The sequence below is a fragment of the Enterobacter cloacae complex sp. P12RS genome (genome assembly GCF_014895875.1).
In the GTDB taxonomy this organism is placed as follows: domain Bacteria; phylum Pseudomonadota; class Gammaproteobacteria; order Enterobacterales; family Enterobacteriaceae; genus Enterobacter; species Enterobacter bugandensis.
In genome coordinates, this window is sequence record NZ_JADBQO010000015.1 from 190,728 (window position 1) to 216,691 (window position 25,964).

At 56.6% G+C, this 25,964-nt stretch carries 23 protein-coding genes; 14 read left to right on the top strand and 9 right to left on the bottom strand.

Translation table 11 applies throughout. The features are described from left to right. The first annotated feature begins 42 nt into the window (after nt 1-42). A complete protein-coding gene (gene pbpG, locus IM284_RS11445; protein WP_047367955.1) occupies nt 43-966 on the top strand; it encodes a D-alanyl-D-alanine endopeptidase in 924 nt (307 codons plus the stop codon). A gap of 96 nt (nt 967-1,062) precedes the next feature. Here pbpG and IM284_RS11450 read toward each other — a convergent pair whose 3' ends face one another. Next, entirely contained in the window at nt 1,063-1,617 is a 555-nt protein-coding gene (locus IM284_RS11450) for a GNAT family N-acetyltransferase (RefSeq protein WP_028013845.1), read from the bottom strand. A 112-nt stretch (nt 1,618-1,729) separates the two neighbouring features. Next, nucleotides 1,730-3,478 carry a D-lactate dehydrogenase gene (dld, locus tag IM284_RS11455; protein WP_047367954.1) on the bottom strand — a complete coding sequence of 583 codons (1,749 nt, stop codon included), beginning with the start codon at nt 3,476-3,478 and terminating at the stop codon, nt 1,730-1,732. 189 nt (nt 3,479-3,667) lie between these two features. On the opposite strand from dld, the gene bglX reads away from it, so the two are divergent. The 5 genes from bglX to IM284_RS11480 all read left to right on the top strand — a co-directional run bounded on the left by bglX (nt 3,668) and on the right by IM284_RS11480 (nt 9,863). Then, nucleotides 3,668-5,965 carry a beta-glucosidase BglX gene (bglX, locus tag IM284_RS11460; RefSeq protein WP_041909044.1) on the top strand — a complete coding sequence of 766 codons (2,298 nt, stop codon included), beginning with the start codon at nt 3,668-3,670 and terminating at the stop codon, nt 5,963-5,965. A 146-nt stretch (nt 5,966-6,111) separates the two neighbouring features. After that, complete coding sequence (locus IM284_RS11465) at nt 6,112-7,029, top strand: ABC transporter substrate-binding protein (RefSeq protein WP_041909045.1); 918 nt, start codon at nt 6,112-6,114, stop codon at nt 7,027-7,029. 12 nt (nt 7,030-7,041) lie between these two features. Next, entirely contained in the window at nt 7,042-8,199 is a 1,158-nt protein-coding gene (locus tag IM284_RS11470) for an ABC transporter permease (protein WP_047367953.1), read from the top strand. After that, the gene (locus IM284_RS11475; protein WP_045259742.1) at nt 8,192-9,142 is read left to right on the top strand and encodes an ABC transporter ATP-binding protein; all 951 of its coding nucleotides are present in this window, start codon (nt 8,192-8,194) and stop codon (nt 9,140-9,142) included. The genes IM284_RS11470 and IM284_RS11475 overlap by 8 nt, the downstream gene beginning before the upstream one ends. Further along, a complete protein-coding gene (locus tag IM284_RS11480; RefSeq protein WP_045629854.1) occupies nt 9,126-9,863 on the top strand; it encodes an ABC transporter permease in 738 nt (245 codons plus the stop codon). The genes IM284_RS11475 and IM284_RS11480 overlap by 17 nt, the downstream gene beginning before the upstream one ends. On the opposite strand, the gene IM284_RS11485 is transcribed toward IM284_RS11480, so the two are convergent. Both IM284_RS11485 and mlrA read right to left on the bottom strand, forming a co-directional pair. Next, nucleotides 9,838-9,951, bottom strand: a complete 114-nt coding sequence (locus tag IM284_RS11485) for a protein YohO (protein ID WP_008500895.1) — start codon at nt 9,949-9,951, stop codon at nt 9,838-9,840. The genes IM284_RS11480 and IM284_RS11485 overlap by 26 nt on opposite strands. A 69-nt stretch (nt 9,952-10,020) precedes the next feature. Further along, nucleotides 10,021-10,761 (bottom strand): HTH-type transcriptional regulator MlrA, encoded by a 741-nt coding sequence (gene mlrA / locus IM284_RS11490; protein ID WP_028013838.1) that lies wholly within the window; start codon nt 10,759-10,761, stop codon nt 10,021-10,023. Between the two features lie 218 nt (nt 10,762-10,979). Here mlrA and IM284_RS11495 point away from each other — a divergent pair, with 218 nt between their 5' ends. Genes IM284_RS11495 through IM284_RS11505 form a run of 3 tightly spaced genes read left to right on the top strand, consistent with a single transcriptional unit; the run spans nt 10,980 to nt 13,895 of the window. After that, entirely contained in the window at nt 10,980-12,665 is a 1,686-nt protein-coding gene (locus IM284_RS11495) for a sensor histidine kinase (protein WP_045259744.1), read from the top strand. After that, a complete protein-coding gene (btsR, locus tag IM284_RS11500) occupies nt 12,659-13,378 on the top strand; it encodes a two-component system response regulator BtsR (RefSeq protein WP_023312443.1) in 720 nt (239 codons plus the stop codon). Before IM284_RS11495 ends, btsR begins: the two co-directional genes overlap by 7 nt. Nucleotides 13,379-13,424: 46 nt before the next feature. Further along, nucleotides 13,425-13,895, top strand: coding sequence for a DUF1456 family protein (locus IM284_RS11505; RefSeq protein ID WP_045259745.1), 471 nt, complete (start codon nt 13,425-13,427; stop codon nt 13,893-13,895). Between the two features lie 31 nt (nt 13,896-13,926). On the opposite strand, the gene metG is transcribed toward IM284_RS11505, so the two are convergent. After that, nucleotides 13,927-15,960, bottom strand: a complete 2,034-nt coding sequence (gene metG, locus IM284_RS11510; protein ID WP_047363114.1) for a methionine--tRNA ligase — start codon at nt 15,958-15,960, stop codon at nt 13,927-13,929. 137 nt (nt 15,961-16,097) lie between these two features. Between metG and apbC the strand changes: the two genes are divergently transcribed. After that, nucleotides 16,098-17,207 (top strand): iron-sulfur cluster carrier protein ApbC, encoded by a 1,110-nt coding sequence (gene apbC, locus IM284_RS11515; protein WP_028013834.1) that lies wholly within the window; start codon nt 16,098-16,100, stop codon nt 17,205-17,207. Between the two features lie 93 nt (nt 17,208-17,300). On the opposite strand, the gene IM284_RS11520 is transcribed toward apbC, so the two are convergent. Together IM284_RS11520 and IM284_RS11525 are read right to left on the bottom strand one after the other, a co-directional pair. Next, nucleotides 17,301-17,780, bottom strand: a complete 480-nt coding sequence (locus tag IM284_RS11520; protein WP_045629901.1) for a GNAT family N-acetyltransferase — start codon at nt 17,778-17,780, stop codon at nt 17,301-17,303. After that, nucleotides 17,731-18,063 carry an RcnB family protein gene (locus IM284_RS11525; RefSeq protein ID WP_008500887.1) on the bottom strand — a complete coding sequence of 111 codons (333 nt, stop codon included), beginning with the start codon at nt 18,061-18,063 and terminating at the stop codon, nt 17,731-17,733. Before IM284_RS11525 ends, IM284_RS11520 begins: the two co-directional genes overlap by 50 nt. Nucleotides 18,064-18,538: 475 nt before the next feature. On the opposite strand from IM284_RS11525, the gene IM284_RS11530 reads away from it, so the two are divergent. The 4 genes from IM284_RS11530 to IM284_RS11545 all read left to right on the top strand — a co-directional run bounded on the left by IM284_RS11530 (nt 18,539) and on the right by IM284_RS11545 (nt 22,892). Further along, nucleotides 18,539-19,678 (top strand): polysaccharide export protein, encoded by a 1,140-nt coding sequence (locus IM284_RS11530; RefSeq protein ID WP_028013832.1) that lies wholly within the window; start codon nt 18,539-18,541, stop codon nt 19,676-19,678. After that, nucleotides 19,678-20,127 carry a protein-tyrosine-phosphatase gene (locus tag IM284_RS11535; protein WP_047367952.1) on the top strand — a complete coding sequence of 150 codons (450 nt, stop codon included), beginning with the start codon at nt 19,678-19,680 and terminating at the stop codon, nt 20,125-20,127. Before IM284_RS11530 ends, IM284_RS11535 begins: the two co-directional genes overlap by 1 nt. Next, the gene (locus IM284_RS11540) at nt 20,127-22,301 is read left to right on the top strand and encodes a polysaccharide biosynthesis tyrosine autokinase (RefSeq protein WP_047367951.1); all 2,175 of its coding nucleotides are present in this window, start codon (nt 20,127-20,129) and stop codon (nt 22,299-22,301) included. Before IM284_RS11535 ends, IM284_RS11540 begins: the two co-directional genes overlap by 1 nt. 75 nt (nt 22,302-22,376) lie before the next feature. Further along, nucleotides 22,377-22,892 (top strand): protein disulfide oxidoreductase, encoded by a 516-nt coding sequence (locus IM284_RS11545; protein WP_045259750.1) that lies wholly within the window; start codon nt 22,377-22,379, stop codon nt 22,890-22,892. Between the two features lie 37 nt (nt 22,893-22,929). On the opposite strand, the gene IM284_RS11550 is transcribed toward IM284_RS11545, so the two are convergent. After that, nucleotides 22,930-24,396, bottom strand: a complete 1,467-nt coding sequence (locus tag IM284_RS11550; protein WP_028013828.1) for an aspartate aminotransferase family protein — start codon at nt 24,394-24,396, stop codon at nt 22,930-22,932. 18 nt (nt 24,397-24,414) lie between these two features. Continuing rightward, on the bottom strand, nt 24,415-25,791 hold the full coding sequence (locus tag IM284_RS11555) for a diaminobutyrate--2-oxoglutarate transaminase (RefSeq protein WP_014884533.1): 1,377 nt from the start codon (nt 25,789-25,791) through the stop codon (nt 24,415-24,417). Nucleotides 25,792-25,964 lie beyond the last annotated feature (173 nt).

The following is a 25,964-nucleotide window of genomic DNA, read 5'->3' on the forward strand; positions in this document are numbered from 1 at the left end:
TGTACGTCATTACGTGCGTGAATAATTATCAGAAGTCTCACCATGCTGAAATTTCGTGTCTCCTTACTTAGCCTGGCGCTGCTGCTGGGCGCGTCCGCTGCCGTGCCAGCTGTCGCCAAAACGCCCGCTGTGACCACCGCTGCTGCTCAGCCGCAAATTGCGTCCGGCAGCGCGATGATTGTTGATCTCAATACCAATAAGGTGATTTACGCCAGCCACCCGGACCTGGTGCGCCCAATCGCCTCAATAACAAAATTAATGACCGCGATGGTGGTGCTTGATGCTCGCCTGCCGCTGAACGAAAAGCTGAAAGTGGATATCAGCCACACGCCGGAGATGAAAGGGATCTACTCTCGCGTGCGCCTGAACAGTGAAATCAGCCGTAAAAATATGCTGCTGCTGGCGCTGATGTCGTCCGAAAACCGTGCGGCGGCAAGTCTGGCGCACCATTATCCTGGCGGTTACGATGCCTTTATCCGCGCGATGAACGCTAAAGCCAAAGCGCTGGGGATGAGCAATACTCATTTTGTTGAACCGACGGGTCTGTCGATTAACAACGTCTCCACGGCCCGCGATCTGACGAAACTGCTGATTGCCAGCAAGCAGTACCCGCTGCTCGGCCAGCTCAGCACCACGCGTGAGGACATGGCGACATTCTCGAATCCGTCTTACACGCTGCCGTTTCGCAACACGAACCATCTGGTGTACCGCGAGAACTGGAATATTCAGTTAACCAAAACCGGGTTTACCAATGCGGCAGGCCACTGCCTGGTGATGCGCACCGTGTTTAACGGTAAGCCGGTGGCGCTGGTGGTGATGGATGCCTTCGGGAAATATACCCACTTCGCGGATGCGAGCCGCCTGCGGACCTGGATTGAGACCGGGAAAGTGCAGCCCGTTCCGGCTGCGGCATTGACCTATAAAAAGCAGAAAGCGGAGCAGATGGCGACGGCGCAAAACGATTAGGTAAAAGCAAAACGGTAACATGCGTTACCGTTTTTTATGTTTTCTCCCTCTCCCTGTGGGAGAGGGCCGGGGTGAGGGCACCAGACCGCACTGCGTTTATTCCGGCAGCGTCCAGTCACCGTCATTGAGCGGGCGCTGCATTATCACCGTATCCCGCCAGTCGCCTTTCTTATACCCCACGCTGCGAAGCTGACCGACAATCTCAAAGCCGTGTTTTTTATGCAGCCGTAACGAGCCGGAATTATTATTGCCATCTCCCACAACGGCAATCATCTGTCGCCACGGGCCCTGCTCGCAGCGCGCGATCAGCGCGTTCATTAATGCGGTGCCAAAACCGCGTCCGGTGATGCTGGCATCCACGTAAATTGACTCTTCCAGAGTATAGCGATAGGCCTGACGCGGTCGATAAGGGGTGGCGTAACAATAGCCCACCACGATGCCGCGATAGAGCGCGATTAGCCACGGTAAACCGTTCTCGGCCACGCTTTTCATGCGCTGACGCATTTCGTCGATGGTGGGGGGGACTTCTTCGAATGACGCGCGTCCGTGAAGCACATGCCAGGCATAGATGGCGGCGATGGCATGCACATCATCGGGAAGGGCGTCGCGCACTTCCAGTTCGGTTTCGGATAAAACATCAACAGCCGACATGATGCGCCTGCTCCTCGTTATAGAATGCCGGAGAAACATTTCTCCGGCGACAGACCGCTACTCTATTACGATTAAGGCGCGCGAAACAATCTCTCAAATTTGGCTGTAGGGTTTAATCAGACGCTTGCGTTATGCGCTGCTCCGCGTCTGCACCCTCTTTCCAGTATTTCTTCCGCGTTGTTTTCCCGATCCCGGGGTTCATGCTGTTTGTAGGGTCATTCTCGCGATAAAACTGCTTAAGGGCGTCAGGGGCCTTATAAAGATGCCCGACGTTGTGTTCCGCAGGATATTGTGCGCCACGCTCGCGCAGCAGGGCGAGCATCTGCTCCTTCAGTTCGTGAGCATCTACCCCTTTTTTGACGATATAATCCTGATGGAAGACGTAGCACATAAAATGGCCGTAATAGAGCTTATGCACCAGCTTGCTGTCGATTTCCGGCGGCAGATGCTCAAACCATTCGGTGTCGTTGCGTCGCAGGGCGATATCCAGCGCCAGAATATCTTCCACCTCTTCGGAATGCACCGCCTGGTAACGGATAGCGGCACCCGCCGCGGCGAAGCGGTGCAGGAAGGCTTTGCCGCCTTCTTCCGGCGTGCAGGCAAAGAAATCACCCTCAGCCGTCCTGAAGAACTCGGTCAGCCAGCTCTGCGCTTCGGCGATCCCGTCCCCGGCCATTTTCAGCAGCAGGTGATGTTCGTACTTATCACGCCAGGTTTTCATTCGCTCTGGCAGATGCGCAGGGAAAACGTTGCCCAGCTTCTGCATAAAGCGGTCGGTAAAGTGGGGCTTGAACAGCGGCACTTTCTCCAGCATCGCGTCGGTGCGGCCCTTCATGGTGAAGAAGAACGGCATTTTGTCGGTGCCAAGCTTATCGATCATCAGGAAGGTGTCTTTCCCGTAGCGCTCCGCGATGTCGTAAATATCCCGATGCATGTACTCGCCCGCCACCGGCAGGTGGGTGAATTCGCCCAGAATATGGCGACGAATTTCAGTCAGGACCTCAGGCTGATTGGTGCCGATGTAAAATACCTGCTGCTTTTTCTCTGCCGGGAAGGTGTCGAGACGCACCGCAAAAACCGCCAGCTTGCCCGCGCAGCCGGACGATTCAAACAGGCGATCCGGGTCGGCGTTGTAGCGCGCCGGGGTATCGGCCTCGATATCGCGCACGCGGGTGATGTAATCATGGTCGTGCGCGTGGCGACCATCGTGCTGCACGTCTTCGTCCCTCACGCGGTCGTCGTCGAGCTTGCTGAGGATCTGTTCCGGCGTCACGCCCAGATCGATGCCCAGGTGGTTCACCAGCGTCAGCTTGCCGTTTTCATCAATGCGGGCAAAAAGTGACATTTCGGTGTAGGCCGGGCCGCGCTGGACCAGCGAACCGCCGGAGTTATTGCAGATCCCACCGACCACCGAGGCGCCAATGCAGGAGGAGCCGATCACCGAGTGCGGCTCGCGGCCCAGCGGCTTAAGCGCTTTTTCCAGCGAGTAGAGCGTGGTGCCCGGGAACGCGAGCACCTGCTCGCCTTTGTCCAGCAGGTGCAGCTTGTCGAGGCGCAGGGTGCTGATAATCACGATATCGCGATCGTAATCGTTGCCGTTCGGCGTGGAACCTTCGGTCAGGCCGGTGTTGGCCGCCTGCATTAAAATAATCTTGTCCGCCGCAACGCAGGCGCTCAGCACGCGCCACAGCTCCAGCAGCGTGCCGGGGAAGACCACCGCCAGCGCGTCGCCCTGGCCGGAGCGGAAACCCTTACGGTAGCGGGCGGTTTTGGCCGGGTCGGTAAGCAGGTGAGAGGAGCCAACCAGGCGCGACAGTTCGTTAATAAATGTTTTGTTATCGTCAGTTCGAACAGAAGTCATCTTCCACTCCTTGTGGTGGGGCAAATTTCTCGCTGTAAAGCATAGCGCGATTAACTGTTCAGCGGTCGAGTATTCACGAGAAAAATCAGAGAATAACCCTGCAACGTTCAGAGGGTTTATGGCACACTGCGCTTTTCGCACGGTCTGGCCGGGTGCTTCCCACGGTTATTGATGAGAGAGAATAACAACATGAAATGGCTATGTTCTGTAGGTGTCGCCGTCAGCCTGGCGCTGCAACCTGCGCTGGCAGAGGATTTGTTTGGTAATCACCCGCTCACGCCTGAAGCCCGCGACGCGTTTGTCACGGAGTTGCTTAAGAAGATGACGGTCGATGAAAAAATCGGCCAGCTGCGTCTGATCAGCGTTGGCCCGGATAACCCGAAAGAGGCCATCCGCGAGATGATCAAAGAGAACCAGGTGGGCGCGATTTTTAACACCGTCACCCGCCAGGATATCCGCGCCATGCAGGATCAGGTGATGCAGCTCAGCCGCCTGAAAATCCCGTTGTTCTTCGCCTATGACGTGGTGCACGGCCAGCGCACCGTCTTCCCGATCAGCCTCGGCTTAGCCTCCTCGTTTAACCTCGACGCGGTGAAAACCGTCGGGCGCGTGTCGGCCTATGAAGCGGCGGACGACGGCCTGAACATGACCTGGGCACCGATGGTGGACGTCTCGCGCGATCCGCGCTGGGGCCGCGCCTCGGAAGGCTTCGGTGAAGACACCTATTTAACGGCCACGATGGGCAAAACCATGGTGGAAGCGATGCAGGGCAAGAGTCCGGCGGACCGCTACTCGGTGATGACCAGCGTTAAACACTTCGCGGCCTACGGCGCCGTGGAAGGCGGTAAAGAGTACAACACCGTCGACATGAGCCCACAGCGCCTGTTTAACGACTACATGCCGCCGTACAAGGCGGGGCTGGATGCGGGCAGCGGCGCGGTGATGGTGGCGCTGAACTCGCTGAACGGCACGCCTGCGACCTCCGATTCCTGGCTGCTGAAAGACGTCCTTCGCGACCAGTGGGGCTTTAAGGGCATCACCGTTTCCGACCACGGCGCGATTAAAGAGCTGATCAAGCACGGCACGGCGTCCGATCCGGAAGACGCGGTGCGCGTTGCGCTCAAGTCCGGCATCAACATGAGCATGAGCGACGAGTACTACAGCAAATACCTGCCGGGGCTGGTAAAGAGCGGCAAGGTAACGATGGCGGAGCTGGACGATGCCGCGCGCCACGTGCTGAACGTGAAATATGACATGGGGCTGTTTAACGATCCGTACAGCCACCTGGGGCCGAAAGATTCTGACCCGGCGGATACCAACGCCGAAAGTCGCCTGCACCGTAAAGAGGCGCGTGAAGTGGCGCGCGAAAGCCTGGTGCTGCTGAAGAACCGCCTCGACACACTGCCGCTGAAAAAATCCGGCACTATTGCTGTGGTCGGCCCGCTGGCTGACAGCAAGCGCGACGTGATGGGCAGCTGGTCTGCCGCGGGCGTGGCCGATCAGTCCGTTACCGTCCTGACCGGCATCAAGAGCGCCGTCGGTGAAAACGCCAAAGTGGTGTACGCCAAAGGGGCGAACGTCACCGACGATAAAGACATCGTCACCTTCCTCAACCAGTACGAGGAAGCGGTGAAGGTCGATCCGCGCACGCCGAAGGAGATGATCGACGAAGCGGTCAATGCGGCGAAGCAGTCTGACGTCGTTGTCGCGGTCGTGGGGGAAGCGCAGGGTATGGCGCACGAAGCCTCCAGCCGTACTGACATCACCATCCCGCAGAGCCAGCGCGATCTGATCGCCGCCCTGAAAGCGACCGGCAAGCCGCTGGTGCTGGTGCTGATGAACGGTCGTCCGCTGGCGCTGGTGAAAGAGGACCAGCAGGCTGACGCCATTCTGGAAACCTGGTTCGCCGGCACCGAAGGCGGTAACGCCATCGCCGACGTATTGTTTGGCGATTACAACCCGTCGGGCAAGCTGCCGATGTCCTTCCCGCGCTCCGTCGGGCAGATCCCGGTTTACTACAGCCACCTGAACACCGGCCGCCCGTACAACGCCGACAAGCCGAACAAATACACGTCTCGTTACTTTGACGAAGCTAACGGCCCGCTCTACCCGTTTGGTTATGGCCTGAGCTACACCACCTTCAAGGTCTCTGAGGTGAAAATGTCGGCGCCGAGCCTGAAGCGTGACGGCAAGGTCACCGCCAGCGTCGAGGTGACCAACACCGGCAAGCGTGAAGGGGCAACGGTGATTCAGATGTACGTGCAGGATGTCACCGCCTCGATGAGCCGTCCTGTGAAGCAGCTGCGCGGCTTTGAGAAGGTCAATCTCAAGCCTGGCGAAACCAAAACCATCAGCTTCCCGATTGACGTGGATGCCCTGAAGTTCTGGAACCAGCAGATGAAATATGATGCGGAACCGGGCAAGTTTAACGTCTTTATCGGAGTGGATTCCGCCCGCGTAAATAAAGGCGAGTTCGAGCTGCTGTAACCTTTCCCTCCTTTGCATCCCCCGTCCATCGGGGGATGCGTCTTACCTTATGCTAAAAAGGCATTTTGCCGGGTAAATCCGCCGTTTTAAGCTACGCTTTTCTCTCAAGCCTCTGAAAAAGGCAGCAAAAAAATGAGGATAGTGGAATGACGATTAAATCGGGGATGGTAGTTTCTGCGGCACTACTCGCGGCGCTAAGCCTGCCGTTACAGGCGGCGGAGCCGGTAAAAGTGGGCTCAAAGATCGATACCGAGGGCGCGCTGCTCGGGAATATTATTCTCCAGGTGCTGGAAAGCCACGGCGTGAAAACCGTCAATAAAGTTCAGCTGGGCACCACGCCCGTCGTGCGCGGCGCGATTACCTCCGGCGAGCTGGATATCTATCCTGAATATACCGGCAACGGCGCGTTCTTCTTTAAAGAAGAGAACGATCCAGCATGGAAAAACGCCAAAGCTGGCTATGAAAAAGTCAAAAAACTCGACGCGGAACAGAACAAGCTGGTCTGGCTGACCCCGGCCCCGGCCAACAATACCTGGACTATCGCCGTGCGTAAGGACGTGGCGGAGAAAGGGAAGCTCACCTCGCTTGCGGATCTCAGCCGCTACCTGAAAGAGAAGGGCGACTTTAAGCTTGCGGCGTCCGCGGAGTTTATCGAGCGTCCTGACGCGCTGCCTGCATTCGAAAAAGCGTACGATTTCAAGCTCGACCAGGCGCAACTGCTCTCGCTGGCGGGCGGAGATACGGCGGTAACTATTAAGGCGGCGGCGCAGCAAACCTCCGGCGTTAACGCGGCGATGGCCTACGGCACCGACGGCCCGGTCGCGGCACTGGGCCTGCAAACCCTGACCGATCCAAAAGGCGTTCAGCCGATTTACGCTCCTACCCCGGTTGTGCGTGAGGCGGTGCTGAAAGCCTACCCGGATATTGCTGAATGGCTCAAACCGGTCTTCGAAAAGCTGGATGAAAAAACGCTGCAACAGCTGAATGCCAGCATTGCCGTCGAGGGACTGGATGCCAAAAAAGTGGCCGCCGACTTCCTGAAACAACAAGGGCTTGTGAAGTAACGGGAAAGGGCTGTGCCAATAAAATGTCATAACCGCGTACTGCTGCTTTTGGCCTGCGTGGCCATCGCGGCGGTCGCGTTACCGTTTGTGAACGTCGCGCCTAACCGCCTGATGTCGGGGGAAGGGCGTGCTCTCTGGGACGTATGGTCGTTCACGCCGTGGTGGCTGGCGGCTGCGCTGGCCGCGTGGGTTGCACTGTCGCTCTGGCAAGGGCGAACGGCGCAGTGGCTGACGCTGCTGCTCTCGGAAGGTCTCTTTATCACGCTGTTCTGGAGCGCGGGGCTGGCGGCAACGCATATGGCCTCGGCGGAAAGTCCGCTGGCGAGAACCACGCCAGGCAGCGGCCTGTGGCTCTGGCTGGCTTTGTGTTTACTGGCCAGCAGCGATGCGATTCGTCGTCTCATCGCCAGTTCTGTCTGGCGCTGGGTGCTTAATGCGCAGATATGGTCTATTCCGCTGCTGTTATTGTTCAGTGGTGAACTGAACAACCTCTCGCTGTTAAAAGAGTACGCCAACCGTCAGGAGGTGTTTGATGATGCCCTGGCGCAACATCTGACGATCCTTTTCGGCACGCTGATCCCGGCCCTGCTGATCGGGATACCGCTCGGCATGTGGTGTTATCGTCATCCCTCACGGCAGGGTAGCATCTTTGCTGTACTCAACGTCATCCAGACCATTCCCTCCGTTGCGCTGTTTGGACTGCTGATTGCCCCCCTGGCCGGGCTGGTGAAGTCGTTTCCCGCGCTGGGCGCGGTGGGTATCGCCGGAACGGGGTTAACGCCCGCGCTGATTGCGCTGGTGCTGTATGCGCTGCTCCCGCTGGTGCGCGGCGTGGTCGCGGGCTTAAGCCAGGTTGCGCCGGATGTGCTGGAAAGCGCCCATGCGATGGGGATGAGCGCGCGACAGTGTTTCTGGAAGATACAGCTCCCGCTGGCGCTGCCCCTGCTGCTGCGCAGCCTGCGTGTGGTAGCGGTTCAGACCGTTGGCATGGCGGTGATTGCCGCGCTGATTGGAGCGGGCGGCTTTGGCGCGCTGGTGTTCCAGGGGCTGCTGAGCAGCGCCCTCGATCTGGTGTTGTTAGGCGTAGTCCCTACCATTGCGCTGGCGGTTGTCGTCGACGCCCTGTTTGCCTTATGGCTCGCGCTGCTCAGGAGAAGAGCCAATGATTGAATTTCATGATGTGAGTAAAACCTTTGCCGGCCGCCCGGCGGCAAGCCATCTGAACCTGAACTTTGCCGAGGGGGCATTTTCCGTGCTGATTGGCACTTCGGGCTCGGGAAAATCCACCACGCTGAAGATGATCAACCGGCTGGTGGAGCATGACAGCGGGTTAATTCGCTTTGCCGGGGAAGAGATCCGCAGCCTGCCGGTGCTGGAGCTGCGCCGCCGAATGGGCTATGCCATTCAGTCTATCGGCCTGTTTCCGCACTGGACGGTGGCACAGAACATCGCCACCGTGCTGCAGCTGGAGAAATGGTCGCGGGCTAAAATCGCTGACCGCGTTGATGAACTGATGTCTCTGCTGGGGCTGGAGCCTGCGTTGCGCGAGCGCTATCCTCACCAGCTCTCCGGTGGGCAACAGCAGCGCGTGGGCGTGGCGCGCGCGCTGGCGGCTAACCCGCAGGTGCTGCTGATGGATGAACCCTTTGGCGCGCTGGATCCCGTTACGCGCGGGGCGCTGCAAACGGAGATGACCCGCATTCACCGCATTCTTGGTCGAACCATCGTCCTCGTGACGCACGATATAGATGAAGCCCTGCGCCTGGCCGACCATCTGGTGCTGATGGACCACGGCGAGGTGGTGCAGCAGGGCGCGCCGCTTGCGCTGCTGACCAGCCCGAAGAATGACTTTGTGCGCGAGTTTTTTGGCCGCAGCGAGCTGGGCGTCAGGCTGCTCTCCCTGCGGACGGTCGGAGACTATATGCGCCGGGAGAATGCACCGCCCGGCGGGGAACCGCTACAGGAGCAGATGAGCCTGCGGGATGCCCTCTCCGCGTTTGTTGCGCGCCGGTGCGAAGTCCTGCCCGTGGCGGATGTCCGGGGTGCGCCGTGCGGCAGCCTGCATTTTCGCGATCTGCTGGCCGGGGAGGTGACGCGTGAAGGCACTGCGTGATCCGCTCCTCTGGCTGGTAGCGCTCTTTGTCGCCTTACTGTTTCTGATGCCTCACAGCGCGGCGCTGTTTAACACTCTTTTTCCGGGGCTACCGCGGCCGGTGTATCAGCAGGAGAGCTTTATTAACCTTGCCCTGGCGCATCTCTGGCTGGTGGCGCTCTCAAGCGTCATCGCGGTGGTGCTGGGAGTAGGAGCGGGCATCGCGGTCACGCGACCTGCGGGCCGGGAGTTTCGTCCGCTGGTGGAGACGGTTGCGGCCATTGGGCAGACGTTTCCGCCAGTGGCGGTGCTGGCGATAGCGGTGCCGGTGATGGGTTTTGGTCAGCAGCCCGCGATTATTGCGCTGATTCTGTACGGCGTGTTGCCCGTTCTGCAGGGCACGCTGGCGGGCGTTGCGGCGGTCCCGGCGTCTGTTTTAAGCGTGGCGGAAGGGATGGGGATGAGCCGCTGGCAGCGGCTGCGCAAGATAGAACTGCCGCTTGCGGCACCGGTTATTATTGCCGGGATCCGCACGTCGGTGATCATTAACATCGGGACGGCGACCATTGCGTCTACGGTCGGTGCCAATACGCTGGGAACGCCGATCATCATCGGCTTAAGCGGGTTTAATACGGCTTATATTGTGCAGGGGGCGGTGCTGGTCGCGCTGGCGGCCATCGTTGTCGATCGCCTTTTTGAGCGGCTGGCGCTGTACCTCAGCCGACACCGCCACGAACGATAAACGAGTATCCTGCAAGCATCACGCCGCCGATACCGCTTACGGCCATCAGGACAAAAAGGGTAATAATGGCGAGTTTAGTTGCCTTCATCATGTGCTCCTGTTGTTAACGGAACAATTATACGGTGAAGCGCAGCTGTTAATGAACCATTAAATGCCGTTATGGCTCATCCGGGCCAAGGGAATAAACCGGATAACCATGCTCACGCCACTCCGTCAGCAGCTGTTGCTGCGTGGCGGACGGCACTTCGCCACACCAGACCAGCAGGGTCTGGCCGTCGAAAAACTCGGGTTTGAGCTGCCCCAGCGAGTGCGCAAGGACATCCACGCGCCAGCCCTTTTGGGTGGCGATCCACGCTTCCAGCCACAGACGGGTGGTATCGTGCACGTTCCAGCCGACCACCAGCGCATCTTTTCCTGCCTTATTCTTCGCCGAGGCAAGACAGACGGCAATATAGTTGATCAGCACCCCGTCAAGCATGCTGAGCAGCGCCTGCAGGGTAGACTGTTGGCACTGCAGGCGCCGACGGAGCGGAATGAAAAGATGGGTGATAAGCGTTTTCGCCGGATAATCGCGACCCTGCTCTTTGATCCAGGCGCGCAGTCGCTGCAGGTTACCCGCCTGAAGGAGCCGCAGCAGCGTTTCCTGCTGCTCGCGCCAGAGGCGTTGCGTGTCCGGGTCGTCGTGGCTCAGCAGGGACTTTACTTTCCCGACCTGCACCCCGTTGTCGATCCAGCTTTTGATTTCGCGGATCCGGTCGATATCGGCATCGTTGAAAAGGCGATGACCACCGTCCGTCCTCTGCGGTTTGAGCAATCCATACCGTCGCTGCCACGCCCGTAGGGTAACGGGATTGATATCACAAAGGAGTGCCACTTCACCGATTGTGTAAAGCGCCATATTTGCCCCCTGGCTTACGCGTCCCCAGCTTAACTGTAGACCCACTTTGCCGAACCAGGAAGAATTGATTAATTTTTAAACAAATAATGCGAACCATGCACGATGTGCAGAAAAAGATGTGATAACGGACACGATTTTGCGCTTTTTTGGGGCGCTTCAAAGAAAGTTCAGCCGCATCCGTGTATGTTACGCGTTTTTTAGCGTGTGCGGTTTTGAGTATGTACGAGTTTAACCTGGTGCTGCTGTTGCTTCAGCAGATGTGCGTGTTTCTGGTCATTGCCTGGCTGATGAGCAAAACGCGTCTTTTCATTCCGCTGATGCAGGTCACCGTACGCCTGCCGCACAAGCTGCTCTGCTACGTCACCTTCTCTATTTTTTGCATCATGGGGACCTACTTCGGCCTACACATCGAAGACTCTATTGCTAATACGCGCGCCATCGGCGCGGTGATGGGCGGGCTGCTGGGCGGCCCGGTCGTCGGTGGTCTTGTCGGTTTAACTGGTGGGCTGCATCGCTATTCCATGGGCGGGATGACGGCGCTCAGCTGCATGATCTCGACGATCGTCGAAGGGCTGCTTGGTGGCCTGGTGCACAGCTATATGATTAAGCGCGGTCGCCCGGACAAGGTGTTTAGCCCGCTTACCGCCGGGGCCATTACCTTTGTGGCTGAAATGGCGCAGATGGCGATCATTCTGCTGATTGCCCGCCCGTTCGAGGATGCGCTGCACCTGGTCAGCAGTATTGCCGCCCCGATGATGGTGACCAACACCGTCGGCGCGGCGCTGTTTATGCGTATTCTGCTCGACAAGCGCGCCATGTTTGAGAAGTACACCTCGGCCTTTTCCGCCACGGCGTTGAAGGTTGCCGCCTCGACCGAAGGGATCCTGCGTCAGGGGTTTAACGAAGAGAACAGCATGAAGGTTGCGCAGGTGCTCTATAAAGAGCTGGATATCGGTGCGGTGGCCATTACCGATCGCGAAAAGCTGCTGGCGTTTACCGGCACCGGAGACGATCACCACCTGCCGGGCAAACCGATCTCGTCGACCTATACGCTGCGCGCCATTGAAACCGGCGAAGTAGTGTATGCCGACGGTAACGAAGTGCCTTACCGCTGCTCGCTGCATCCGCAGTGCAAGCTGGGCTCCACGCTCGTCATTCCGCTGCGCGGGGAAAATCAGCGGGTGATGGGCACCATCAAGCTGTATGAGGCGAAAAACCGTCTGTTCAGCTCTATCAACCGCACGCTGGGGGAGGGGATCGCCCAGCTTCTTTCCGCGCAAATTCTTGCGGGGCAATATGAACGGCAGAAAGCCCTGCTGACGCAGTCTGAAATTAAGCTGCTGCATGCCCAGGTCAATCCGCATTTCCTGTTTAATGCCCTCAACACGCTCAAAGCGGTGATTCGCCGCGACAGCGATCAGGCCGCGCAGCTGGTGCAGTTTTTGTCGACCTTTTTCCGTAAAAACCTGAAGCGCCCGTCAGAGATCGTGACCCTCGCCGATGAAATTGAGCACGTGAATGCCTATCTGCAAATTGAACAGGCGCGGTTTCAGTCCCGCCTGCAGGTGTCGCTCTGCGTTCCGGACGAGCTGGCGTATCAGCATCTTCCGGCCTTTACCCTGCAGCCTATTGTGGAGAACGCCATCAAGCACGGTACCTCGCAGCTGCTGGGGATAGGGGAGATAACCATTGCCGCCAGCCGTTTTAACCACCATCTGGTGCTGGATATTGAAGATAACGCCGGGCTGTACCAGCCTTCCGCTTCGGGTGGATTAGGGATGAGCCTGGTTGATAAACGTCTGCGCGCCCATTTTGGCGACGACTGTGGCATTACCGTCGCCTGCGAGCCTGACCGTTTTACCCGTATTACCGTTCGACTGCCGCTGGAGGAAAACGCATGTTAAGAGTGCTGATCGTGGATGACGAGCCGCTGGCACGGGAAAACCTGCGCGTTCTGCTGCAGGAGCAGCCAGACATTGAGATTGTGGGGGAGTGCGCCAACGCCATTGAGGCCATCGGTGCGGTGCACAAGCTGCGCCCGGACGTGCTGTTCCTCGACATTCAGATGCCGCGCATCAGCGGGCTGGAGATGGTCGGCATGCTCGACCCGGCGCATCGTCCCTACATCGTGTTTCTGACGGCGTTCGACGAATATGCCGTTAAGGCTTTTGAGGAGCACGCTTTCGATTATTTACTCAAGCCGATTGAAGAGAAGCGGCTGGAAAAAACGCTCACCCGCTTACGCCAGGAGCGAACCGTCCAGGACGTCACGCTGCTGCCGGAGAACCAGCAGCCGCTGAAATTTATCCCCTGCACCGGGCACAGCCGGATTTATCTGCTGCAGATGGATGATGTGGCCTTTGTCAGCAGCCGCCTGAGCGGGGTGTTTGTCACCAGCGCGGAAGGGAACGAAGGTTTTACCGAGCTGACCCTGCGCACGCTGGAGAGCCGCACGCCGCTGATTCGCTGTCACCGTCAGTATCTGGTGAACATGGCGCACCTGAAGGAGATCCGTCTGGAAGATAACGGTCAGGCCGAGCTGGTGCTGCGCGCCGGGCAGACCGTCCCCGTCAGCCGCCGCTATCTGAAAAGTTTGAAAGAGGCGATTGGCCTGTAAAACTGGTACACTGCGCGCCATTGCATCATCGACATTCGAAGGCTCTATGCTAAGTAACGATATTCTTCGTAGCCTGCGCTACACCCTGAAAGCAAACAATAACGACATGGTGCGCATTCTTGCGCTGTCCGACATGGAATCCACGTCTGCAAATTTTGATACCTGGATGACCAAAGAGGACGAAGAGGGCTTCGTCCGCTGCCCGGACATCATTCTGTCGGGTTTTCTGAACGGGCTGATCTACGATAAGCGTGGAAAAGATGACTCCGCGCCCGAGCTGGCGCTGGAGCGTCGCGTGAACAACAACACGGTGCTGAAAAAGCTGCGTATCGCCTTCTCGCTGAAAACGGACGATATCCAGGCGATCATGACCGAGCAGAAATACCGCGTGTCAATGCCGGAAATCACCGCCATGATGCGCGCGCCGGACCACAAAAATTACCGCGAGTGCGGCGACCAGTTTCTGCGTAATTTCCTGCGCGGGCTGACCCATCGGGTGCATCACCCGAAACCATAAAAAAAGCCGGAGATTATCTCCGGCTTTTTTGTTATTTCACCTGCTGGCCCGGCTTCGCGCCTTCGTCTGGGCTTAACAGGAAGATATCCTTCCCGCCAGGGCCTGCTGCCATCACCATCCCCTCGGAAATGCCGAAGCGCATTTTGCGCGGCGCCAGGTTAGCGACCATCACGGTTTGACGGCCGATCAGCACCTGCGGGTCCGGGTAGGCAGAACGGATGCCGGAGAAGACGTTGCGCTTCTCGCCGCCGAGATCCAGCGTCAGGCGCAGCAGCTTGTCAGAGCCTTCCACGAATTCTGCGTTTTCAATCAGCGCCACGCGCAGGTCGACCTTAGCGAAATCATCAAAGGTGATGGTTTCCTGAATCGGATCGTCCGCCAGCGGGCCGGTTACCGGTGCTGCAGCCGCTTTCACCTCTTCTTTAGAGGCTTCGACCAGCGCTTCAACCTGCTTCATCTCGATGCGGTTATACAGCGCCTTAAAGGTGTTCACCTTGTGGCCGAGCAGCGGCTGCGCCATTGCATCCCAGGTCAGTTCGGTGTTCAGGAACGCTTCAGCGCGGGCTGCCAGCTGCGGCAGAACCGGCTTCAGGTACGTCATCAGCACGCGGAACAGGTTGATGCCCATGGAGCAGATGGCCTGCAGATCGGCATCGCGGCCTTCCTGTTTAGCGACAACCCACGGCGCCTGCTCGTCCACATAGCGGTTAGCCAGGTCAGCCAGCGCCATGATTTCACGCACTGCTTTACCGAACTCGCGCGTTTCCCAGGCTTCGCCAATGGTGGCTGCCGCGTCGGTGAAGGTTTGGTACAGGGCAGGGTCCGCCAGCTCAGCGGCCATTACGCCGTCAAAGCGCTTGGCGATAAAGCCCGCGTTGCGGGACGCCAGGTTCACCACCTTGTTGACGATGTCTGCGTTCACGCGCTGCACGAAATCTTCCAGGTTCAGGTCGATATCGTCGATGCGGGAAGAGAGCTTCGCGGTGTAGTAGTAGCGCAGGCTGTCCGCGTCGAAGTGGTTCAGCCAGGTGCTGGCCTTGATGAACGTCCCGCGGGACTTGGACATCTTGGCGCCGTTCACCGTGACGTAGCCGTGTACGAACAGGTTGGTCGGCTTGCGGAAGTTGCTGCCTTCCAGCATGGCCGGCCAGAACAGGCTGTGGAAGTAAACGATGTCTTTGCCGATGAAGTGGTACAGCTCAGCGGTAGAGTCTTTCTTCCAGTATTCGTCGAAGCTGACGGCGTCGCCACGCTTGTCGCACAGGTTCTTGAAGGAGCCCATGTAGCCGATTGGCGCATCCAGCCAGACGTAGAAATATTTGCCCGGCGCATTCGGGATTTCGAAGCCAAAGTACGGCGCATCGCGGGAGATATCCCACTGCTGCAGGCCGGATTCGAACCACTCCTGCATCTTGTTCGCCACCTGCTCCTGCAGCGCGCCACTGCGGGTCCACGCCTGCAGCATTTCGCTGAAGGACGGCAGGTCGAAGAAGAAGTGCTCGGAATCACGCATCACAGGTGTGGCGCCGGATACCACGGATTTGGGCTCAATCAGTTCGGTCGGGCTGTAGGTCGCGCCGCAGACTTCGCAGTTATCGCCGTACTGATCCGGGGATTTACATTTTGGACAGGTGCCTTTGACGAAACGGTCCGGCAGGAACATGCCTTTTTCCGGATCGTACAGCTGAGAGATAGTACGGTTTTTGATGAAACCGTTCTCTTTCAGGCGGGTGTAGATCAGCTCCGACAGCTCGCGGTTTTCGTCGCTGTGCGTGGAGTGATAGTTGTCATAGCTGATGTCAAAGCCAGCAAAATCGGTCTGATGCTCCTGACTCATTTCGGCAATCATCTGCTCCGGGGAAATCCCCAGCTGCTGCGCTTTCAGCATAATCGGCGTGCCGTGGGCATCGTCCGCACAGATGAAGTTAACCTCGTGGCCGCGCATTCGCTGGTAACGGACCCAGACATCAGCCTGGATATGCTCCAGCATGTGGCCGAGGTGGATTGAGCCGTTGGCGTACGGCAGGGCGCACGTTACCAGAATTTTTTTCGCGACTTGAGTCATAGTAGGCATTACTTCTTTTAACTGTGAAAAGGGTTTTCGATATTACCAAAAGGGGCATTATTAAGTAAGCACAAACCACGGCCTTTCAGGTAAACTTGTTTGTCTAAGGTCTTATTCACAAGAACAAAGGAGTCGGGATGAGTTCTCAATCCCAGGCCAAATCACCGGAAGCCTTACGAGCAATGGTCGCCGGGACGCTGGCTAACTTTCAGCATCCAACCCTGAAACATAACCTCACTACGCTGAAAGCGTTGCACCACGTCGCGTGGCTGGACGATACGCTGCACGTTGAAGTGCAGATGCCGTTCGTCTGGACCAGCGCCTTTGACGCGCTGAAAGAGCAGACCAGCGCCGAGCTGTTGCGCATTACCGGTGCGAAAGCGATTGACTGGAAGCTGAGCCACAGTATTGCCACGCTGAAGCGTGTGAAAAATCAGCCGGGCGTCAACGGGGTGAAAAACATCATCGCCGTGAGTTCAGGTAAGGGTGGGGTGGGTAAATCCTCTACCGCCGTCAACCTCGCGCTCGCGCTGGCGGCGGAAGGGGCAAAGGTCGGTATTCTGGATGCCGATATCTACGGTCCGTCTATTCCAAACATGCTGGGTGCGGAAAATCAACGTCCAACCTCGCCGGACGGCACGCATATGGCGCCGATCGTGGCGCACGGTCTGGCGACCAACTCCATCGGTTACCTGGTGACCGACGATAACGCCATGGTCTGGCGCGGCCCGATGGCCAGCAAAGCGCTGCTGCAGATGCTGCAGGAAACGATGTGGCCGGATCTGGATTATCTGGTGCTGGACATGCCGCCGGGCACCGGTGACATTCAGCTGACGCTGGCGCAGAACATCCCGGTAACGGGGGCCGTTGTGGTCACCACGCCGCAGGATATCGCGCTGATCGACGCCAAAAAAGGCATCGTGATGTTCGAGAAAGTGGAAGTGCCGGTGCTCGGCATCGTCGAGAACATGAGCATGCACATCTGCAGCAACTGCGGACACCATGAGCCTATCTTTGGTACGGGTGGGGCGGAAAAACTGGCAGCGCAGTATCACACCCAGCTGCTGGGGCAGATGCCGCTGCATATTTCCTTGCGTGAAGATCTGGACAGCGGGAAGCCGACGGTCGTCAGCCGTCCGGACAGCGAGTTCGCTGAGATGTATCGCCAGCTGGCGGGGCGCGTTGCGGCGCAGCTGTACTGGCAGGGTGAAGTGATCCCGGGTGAAATCGCCTTCCGGGCGGTGTAATTCCTCAGCGCTGGATTGCCGGGTGGCGGTTTCGCCTTACCCGGCCTACGAAATACGATTTTGTAGGTCAGGTAAGCGAAGCACCACCTGACTTTACCCAAGCCGGTAATGCATAAGATAGTACTCTCCCTCAGGAGAATTCCCCGTCGCCTCAATGTGCCAGCCGTGCCGCTGGTAAAACGTAATAGCCCGCGCATTTTTCACCAGACACTTGAGTGAGCCCGTGCTGGTAAACGTCTTCTCTACGTGCTCAAGCAACACATGTCCGACGCCCAGGCTCTGATACTGCGGGTCGACAAACAGGTTGTGCAGAAAATTATCGTTCGTCCAGACTGAGGCGAAGCCAAGTCGGTGCCCATCCTGCTCCGCCACCCAAATCTCTTCGTCCAGGGTTGCCGCGTCAAAATCTTCAAGCTGCCACGCAGAACTGTCCAGCCACGGCCAGGCTTCACGCCGGGCGTGGAGGTAGAGCGTACGCAGGAAAGGGCGGTCGCTCTCCTGCCACGGACGGATTACGATCGTATCAGCGATGATAGAAAATATCTCCATTGTAGGCTTTGTAGATTTTGCCATCTGCATCGCCAATCAGGACGTAGTTTTCGCCCATGTAGGTCCAGTGGGTACCAGCATCCGGTGCCGGAAGATTACGCAGCTGGTACTGTTTAATGGTGTACTCCGGCGTTTGATACTGCGCCGGTGCCGTATCGCCGATTTTAAACTTCGTGAAATCGGCGATGAACTCTTGTTCTTCATAGGCCTTGATGCCCGATGGCGCAGCGGCGGTTTGCGGGGCAGAAAACGCGGAGCCCGCCAGAGACAGTAATACACCCAGAAGCAGCAATTTACGCTTAGCCATTTTTTCTCCAGTGATATTGTTTCAGAGACTTTCGTCTGCAGGGCACACAGCACAAGACAGACGGTCTATTTTAAGTATCAAAGCATGATGCGTTTGATAAAAAATGTAACAAAAGTGGAGGGGTTTGGGTAGTCGATAACGGTGATGCTCATCATTGCGGTGAATGTTGATTGTGCGGAATATTTGTTATTTTTATTATTTTATTAATCTATTCTGAAAATAAGTTTATACGTCAAAATAGCACCGTTAAGCGAATGCTTTCGTAAGGGATAACATTTAATATCGCGGCGCATAAAGTATTATTACTCTCCGTTTTCTTGCGCAATTGTGCGCTGTTTTTTAACTTTTTAAACGACAGCGAACGTGTGTTTTACAGCATCACGGGGAAATAATAAATAACGATATTTCAAGGAATTGCTTGCTTTCTTTTGCGAGTTAACTACCCAGCGCAACGATAAATCAACATTTTATATAAATGAAAAATACAACTGCTCTTTTACTGTCCTTTCTGACGCTCAGCCAGCTAACAGGATGTGTATTTTCACCAGGCCAGAACTTAAGTCTTTCCGGGAAAAAAGTCACTACCGGTGAGGAAATTAACGATCCGCTGGACAAACGCGTGGAAGTTTTTCCTTTAACCCCTGGATTGATTGAAAAACTGCGCCCACCCGTTTCTAAATCTCAGGCAAATCCTACTCTGGATGAGCAGCTCAAAAACTGGGAATACCGCATTGGCTCAGGGGACATTTTGACGGTCACCGTCTGGGATCACCCTGAACTCACGACGCCCGCAGGGCAGTACCGTAGCGCGAGCGACGCGGGCAACTGGGTTAACGCCGATGGTACGCTTTTCTACCCCTACGTTGGCAAGCTGAAAGTGGCGGGCAAAACGGTTTCGCAGGTACGTGAGGAGATCACCGCGCGGCTGGATGAGGTTATTGAGAGCCCTCAGGTGGACGTCAGCGTTGCCTCCTTCCGTTCTCAAAAAGCCTATATCACCGGAGAGGTTGAGAAATCGGGCCAGCAGCCAATAACCAATATCCCATTGACGGTAATGGATGCGGTGAACGCCGCGGGCGGTCTCTCTGCGGATGCCGACTGGCGTAACGTCGTGCTCACGCATGATGGCCAGGACTCGCGCCTTTCACTCTATGCTCTCATGCAACATGGCGATTTAACCCAAAATAAGCTGCTTTATCCGGGCGATATCCTGTTTGTTCCCCGGAACGACGCGCTGAAAGTGTTTGTGATGGGCGAGGTGGTTAAACAGAGCACCCTTAAGATGGATCGTAGCGGCATGACGCTGGCCGAAGCCCTGGGGAATGCAGGCGGGCTGAACCAGAATATGGCCGATGCAACCGGGATTTTTGTTATTCGCCCGGTTTCACGAAAAGGCGAGAAAGACAAAATCGCCAACATCTATCAACTCAATGCGGAAGATGCCTCAGCCATGGTGCTGAGCACAGAATTCGAGCTGGAACCGTACGACATTGTCTATGTCACGACGGCACCGCTTTCACGCTGGAATCGTGTGATCGCCCAGCTGGTACCCACCATCAGTGGCGTACATGACCTGACCGAAACCGTCCGTTACATCAGGTCGTGGCCGCAATAATGTTCAATTCAATTCTCGTGGTTTGCACCGGCAATATTTGCCGTTCACCGATTGGTGAGCGGCTGTTGCGCCAGCAGCTACCCGACGCGCAGGTGACCTCGGCAGGTATTTTCGGGCTTGAAGGACGCCCGGCGGATGCGACTGCAAAGGCAGTCGCCTTACGTCATGGCGTTTCGCTGGAAGGTCACGTGGCGCGTAAGGTCACACGTTATCTGTTACAAAAATCCGATTTGATTCTGGTGATGGAGCCAGAGCATCTTCGTTTTATTGCCTCAGTGGCGCCGGAGAATCGGGGGAAATCGCTGTTGTTTGGTCAGTGGCTGGAAACAAAGGACATTCCCGACCCGTATCGCAAAAGCCGGGAAGCCTTTGAATATGTTTTCGAGCAGTTAGGAAAAGCCAGTCAGGAATGGGCTCGTCGTTTGCGTCAACAAGGAATGAAGCAGTAATGTCGTCTCATAAATCAGACAAATTTGGTGCTGCGACACCGCATGATAATGAAATTGATCTCATTCAGCTGTTGGCTGAGATGTTTGATCATCGGGTAATGATAGCGTGCATCACGCTCCTGTTCACCGTATGCGCCGGGATCTATGCGTATAGCGTCACACCGATCTATCAGGCTGATGCCCTTGTGCAGATAGAAGCGAAGCAGGCCAACTCGTTGCTCAAAAGTTTAAGCCAGTTTGGTACCGATCTTTCACCTGATGTTGCGCCCGAACTCTTGCTGCTCAAGTCGCGGATGATTCTGGGAGAGACCGTTGATAAGCTTGGGCTAACATACAGCGTCAAACGGCGCGTGCTGCCCGTCATTGGGCCGCTGCTGGAACGAGGGCGTAAAGCCGGTGAACTGACAATTGGCGCGCTTACCCTTCCTCTTCTGGAAGACAAGCCACAGGAACTTTTACTGACCGTTCAGGAGCAGGGCCGGTATCACCTCGAAGGAAAAACGCTTGAGGCTGATGGCGTTGTTGGGAAAACGCTGGTTAAAGACGGAGTAACGCTGCTTGTCACCTCGCTCAGTGCGGCACCAGGCACCCGGTTTGCCCTCAAAACCGTCACAAAGCTTGAAGCAATTAACGCCCTTCAGCGCCGGCTCATTGTTTCTGAGTCGGCGAAGCAGAGCGGAATTATCAGCTTAACGCTGACGGGCGAGGACCCTGACAAGATCGCCGTGGTGCTCAACACCATTGCTGAAAATTATCTCAGCCAGAATATTGCGCGCCAGGAAGCTAAAGATACCCGCAGCCTGACGTTTTTACAGGACCAATTACCTAAAATCAGGCGCGAACTGGATGAAGCCGAAGCACGACTGAACGCCTACAGAGAGCAGCGCGATTCTGTCGATCTATCCCTTGAGGCGAAGACGGTCCTCGATCAGGTTGTTAATGTGGAAAATCAGCTTAACGAGCTGACGTTCCGCGAAGCAGAAGTTTCTCAGCTTTTCAAAAAGGATCACCCAACCTACCGCGCCTTACGGGAAAAAAAACAGACCCTGGAGCAGGAACGTACGCGCCTGAATAACCGCGTCTCATCCATGCCTTCTACGCAGCAGGAAATTTTGCGTTTAAGCCGTGACGTTGAGTCCGGGCGCACCATCTACCTGCAGCTGCTGACGCGTCAGCAGGAGCTGAATATCTCGCGCTCCAGCGCCATCGGAAACGTGCGGATCATTGACCCGGCAGTAACGCAGCCTGGACCCGTCAAACCGCACAAAGTGATTATCATTGTGTTCGGTATGCTGGTGGGATTGATGCTCTCTGCAGGAACGGTGTTGGTGCGCTCTGCGTTTAAACGGGGCATCACCTCGTCTGAACAGTTGGAAGCGCAGGGAATGCCTCTTCTGGCTACGCTCCCGCGTTCAGTGTGGCTATGGAAAAAAACGCATTTGCGCAGAAGGACGCTTTTTGCTTCCCACTGGAAGCACAGGACGTCAAACGTACCTTTCCTGCCCGTTGACCGACCGGCGGATATATTTGTCGAGGCGGTGCGCGGGTTACGCACCAGTCTGCATTTTACCATGATGAATGCCGTTAATCGGATAGTGGTGATTTCAGGTCCTTCGCAGGACTGCGGAAAGACTTTGGTGAGCACTTCGCTGGCGTCGATTGCCGCTCAGGCAGGTCAACGGGTACTGTTTATTGATGCGGATATGCGCAAGGGATATGTTCACAATATTTTCAAACTGAACAACCAGCATGGCTTGTCCGGCGTGCTGGGGGGAAGCGTAGAGTGGCAGGATGCGATTCAACGCTTCGAAAAAGGTGGCTTTGATGTCTTGACCTGTGGGCCTCAGCCTTCGCATCCTGTCGAGCTGCTTATGAATGAGCGCTTCCAGACGGTAATGTCACGAATAGACAAAGAGTACGACATCGTGATTGTCGACACGCCACCGGTGCTGGCCGTGACGGATGCGCTACTCGTCGCCAGAGCCGCGGCAACCACGTTGCTGGTTGCCCGTTTCGGTAAAACCAGCGTCAAAGAGATCGAAAACTGTCGGAAGCGTCTGCAGCAGATGGGCGTCCAGGTTGAAGGCGCGATTCTCAATGATATTGTGAAATCCGCTGCGTTCTATTACCACTCGGGTTATAGCCATTACAACTACGGCTATACCCCGGAATAAAGTGACGCGACACTTCTTTACAGCATGACGCCGAATAGCCCGCTAAGATGACCTCCGTTAAATCGAGAGGTCATGATGGATAACCGTAAATTGAGTCGCCTGCGCCGCTGGGCGCGGGAAGGGATCATACTCATTCTGCTTACGCTGGCGGTCATGTGGGGCGTGGATCAATACCGAAAGCCGTCATTACCCGCCAGCTTTAGCGCAACGCCTATGCAGAGCATCGACGGTAACATTCACGATATCGCGGCGCTCAGCAAGGAGCGCCCCCTGCTGATTTACGTCTGGGCAACCTGGTGCAGCATCTGTCGTTATACGACACCTGCGGTCGATAAGCTGGCAAAAGAGGGCGGTAACGTCGTAAGCATTGCCATGCGCTCCGGTGACGATGCAAAGCTCGCTCGCTGGGCTGAAAAGAAAAACCTGAGTATGCCGGTGATTAACGATGCAAACGGTGCCGTGTCGCAGCAGTGGCAGGTGAGCGTAACGCCGACGCTGGTGATTGTGTCAAAGGGGAAAGTAGTCAGTACCACAACGGGCTGGACGAGCTACTGGGGATTGAAAATCAGAATGTGGTGGGCAGGCGTATAAAGATAACCCCTCTTCCGACGGAAGAGGGGTTTTTGTATTACTTCGCGAGAACTTCCTGCGCGGTGCGCTCAACCAGCGACAGCAGGATTTTGATATCCTCCAGCGTCACGGTTGGGTTCAGCAGAGTCAGCTTCAGGCAGGTGATGCCGTTATGCTCGGTCACACCGACGTTTGCACGGCCGGATTCCAGCAGCGCATCACCAATTTTCTGGTTCAGCAGGGCGATGCCCGCGTCGTCCATCTGCACCTGGCCACGGAAGCGGAACAGCACGCTTGCCAGCTGTGGCTGCATAACCAGTTCCAGAGCAGGCTGCTCTTTCACGTAGGCCGCAACCTGCTGCGCCAGCGTTACGCCGTGATCGATGATCGCCGCGTATTGCTCCTGACCCAGCGCTTCCAGGCTCATCCACAGCTTCAGCGCGTCGAAACGACGGGTGGTCTGCAGAGATTTGGACACCAGATTAGGCACGCCCGCTTCTTCGTCGAACTCAGAGTTCAGGTAGGCCGCCTGATAGCGCATCAGCTCATAGTGACGCGCTTCTTTCAGCAGGAACGCGCCGCAGCTGATGGTCTGGAAGAACTGCTTGTGGAAGTCCAGGGTGACGGAATCCACCAGCTCGATGCCGTCCAGGTAGTGACGATACTGATCGGACATCAGCAGCGCGCCGCCCCAGGCCGCGTCAACGTGTACCCAGATATTCTGCTTCGCCGCCAGTTCAGCAATGGCACGCAGCGGATCGATAGCACCGGCATCGGTAGTACCTGCCGTCGCGACGATGGCCAGAATCTGCTCCCCGTTCGCGTTGCACTGCTCGATTTTCGCCGCCAGATCGGTCAGATCCATGCGGGAGAACTCGTCGGTTTTCACCTGCACTACGGACTGATAGCCCAGGCCCATCAGTGCCATGTTTTTCTGCACGGAGAAGTGCGCGTTTTCGGAGCACAGCACGCGAATTTTGCGCAGATCGCCCACCAGACCGTCCTGCTGAACGGAGTGGCCCTGACGCGCGAAGAATGCGTCACGCGCCAGCATCAGACCCATCAGGTTGCTCTGGGTACCGCCGCTGGTGAACACACCCGCGTCGCCAGCCTGATAACCCACGCGGGTACGCAGCCACTCGATAAGTTTGATCTCAATAATGGTTGCGGACGGGCTTTGATCCCAGGAGTCCATACTCTGGTTAGTGGCGTTGATCAGCACTTCCGCCGCCTGGCTTACCACCAGGCTTGGGCAGTGCAGGTGCGCCACACACTGCGGGTGATGAACGGACAAGCTGTCTTTCAGGAAGAACTCCACGGCGCGTTCAATCGCCGCTTCGTTGCCCAGCCCTTTCGGGTTGAAATCCAGCTTAATACGGTCGCGCAGCTCCGCGACCGTTTTGCCCTGGTACATCTCAGGCTGCTTCAGCCACTGCATCACAGCCTGAGTGCTTTGTTCAATCGCCTGCTGGTAAGCTTCAATGCTCTGCGCAGAGGAGAACAAAATTGGGTTTGAATCTGACATCGTAATCAACTACTCCGGTTACGCCGGGCGAACGCCCGCAGCAAGCAGTGCCTGCTCGAATTTATCCAGGAAGATTTTCAGCTCTTCGTCGCTGATCAGCAGGGAAGGCAGCAGGCGCAGAACGATACCGTTACGACCACCACGCTCCAGAATCAGACCGGCTTCAAAGCACTTCTTCTGAATCAGCGCAGACAGCTCGCCGTCGCCAGGGAAGCAGCCCATATGGTCAGCAGCTTCGTGTGGCTTAACGATCTCGATACCGATCATCATGCCCAGACCGCGCACGTGACCGATGACCGGATAACGTTTTGCCATCTCTTTCAGCTGGCCTTTCAGCCATTCGCCCTGTGCAGCCACTTTGCCCGCGATGTTCTGGTCTTTCAGGATTTTCAGCGTCGTCAGGCCGGTTGCCATTGCCAGCTGGTTGCCGCGGAAAGTACCGGTGTGGTGGCCTGGCGCCCATGCGTCGAACTGCTTTTTGATACCGAGCACGGCCAGCGGCAGACCGCCACCAACCGCTTTAGACATCACGATGATGTCTGGCTCGATGCCCGCGTGTTCGAAGGCGAAGAATTTACCGGTACGGGCAAAGCCAGCCTGAACTTCGTCGAGGATCAGCAGAATGCCGTGTTCCTGAGTCACTTTACGAATGCGCTGCAACCACTCAGCCGGAGCCGGGTTCACGCCGCCTTCGCCCTGAACGGCTTCCAGGATCACCGCGGCAGGTTTACGCACGCCGCTTTCAACGTCGTTGATCAGGTTGTCGAAGTAGTAAGTCAGCGCTTTCACGCCCGCTTCACCACCGATACCCAGCGGGCAGCGGTACTCGTGCGGGTAAGGCATGAACTGCACTTCTGGCATCATACCGTCAACCGCTTCTTTCGGAGACAGGTTGCCGGTCACGGACAGTGCGCCGTGGGTCATGCCGTGGTAACCGCCAGAGAAGCTGATGATACCGCTACGGCCGGTCACTTTTTTCGCCAGCTTCAGCGCCGCTTCAACGGCGTCGGCACCGGATGGACCGGTGAACTGCAGGCAGTACTCTTTGCCCTGACCAGGCAGCAGAGAGAGCAGATATTCAGAAAACGCGTCTTTCAGAGGCGTAGTCAGATCCAGAGTGTGTAACGGCAAGCCGCTGGTAATGACATTTTGGATGCTTTTCAGCACATCAGGATGGTTATGGCCAAGCGCAAGGGTCCCTGCGCCTGCTAAACAGTCAAGGTATTCTTTATTATCTGCATCGGTGATCCACACGCCTTCTGCTTTAGTAATCGCTAAAGGCAGTTTGCGCGGATAACTCCTGACGTTAGATTCAAACTCGGCCTGACGGGCCAGATAGGTTTCGTTGCTTTTGTGGGCATCTACGGTGTCAATACGGACTTTATCCGTCATCATATCACTCCTACAACCGCCGCTTCGCTATGAGCAACGATTGAATAAAAAGTTAAAAAACAGATGGGGCCTGAAAAAAACGCCGCCAATATAGAGCCTTTTGTCACGGGGCTCAATGGTTAATTTGTTTACTGTTTTGTGACATGGAGCACAGGAGAGGCAATATCACCATTTTT